The following is a 934-nucleotide window of genomic DNA, read 5'->3' as shown; positions in this document are numbered from 1 at the left end:
CTCCGCACCGGGGGCTTCGGCACCCCGCCGGCTGGTGAGCACCAGATGCCCGGCGCCGGCGCCGGCCAGCCAGCGGGCGACATGGCCACCCAGCGCCCCGGTGCCACCGGTGATGAGCGCCGTGCCGGTGGTGCGGAACTCGGGTCGGTGCCGGGCGGTGGCACGGACCAGGCGGCGGGCGTAGACGCCGCCCGTCCGGACGGCGACCTGGTCCTCGGTGCCGACGAGCGCGGCCGCGAAGTGGGACGCCACCCGGTCGTCGGTCTCCTCCGGCAGGTCGATCAGCCCGCCCCAGCTCTTCGGCAGGTCGAGGGCGGCGACCCGGCCGAGTCCCCACAGCGCGCTCTGGGCCGGGTGTGCGACGTCGTCGTACACCGCCCGACGGGTGACCGCCCGGACCAGGGCGGAGATTCCCGCGTCGGCCAGGGCCTGTACCAGGGTGACGGTGAGGGCGAGACCCGTGGGCCGGCCGGGCGTGCCGACCAGGCCGGTCAAGGCCACGACTCCGCTCGGGGTGACCGCGAGGTCCGCGAGCCGGGCGGCGAGTCCGGCGCGGTCGGTGCCCTCGCCGACCTCGACGCGAACGACGTCGGCGCTGGTGCCGATCGCGGCGACGACGTCTTCGTCGGCCACGCCCTCGGGGGTCACCACAAGCCAGGTCCCGGACGGCGTCCCGGAGAGGGTGACGGGAATCCACTGGTCGCGGTAGCGCCAGCCCTCCGTGGTGGTTCGGGCCTTGCGCTCGGCGCGCCAGGTCCGCAGGGTGCCGGCGAGGGTCTGGTCGGTGATGCCGATGGTGTCCAGTCGGCCGTTGTCGACGAGTGTCCAGAACTCGGTGTCGAGGGGATCGGTCCCGGTCGTGTCCGGACGCGGTGTCCGGGGCCAGTAGCGCCGGTGGTCGAAGGGATAGGTCGGCAGATCCACCCGACGGGCC

Annotated in this window: 1 protein-coding gene; it reads right to left on the bottom strand. The window is 75.1% G+C overall.

The annotated features are described in order from the left end of the window. Positions 1-934, bottom strand: a 934-nt coding sequence (locus tag SCWH03_RS28240; RefSeq protein ID WP_173267763.1) for a beta-ketoacyl reductase, incomplete at both ends; no start/stop codon positions are given.

Source organism: Streptomyces pacificus (genome assembly GCF_011766325.1).
Lineage (GTDB): Bacteria > Actinomycetota > Actinomycetes > Streptomycetales > Streptomycetaceae > Streptomyces > Streptomyces pacificus.
The sequence above is the reverse complement of the archived record's forward strand: the minus strand, read 5'-3'. Positions and strand labels throughout refer to the sequence as shown.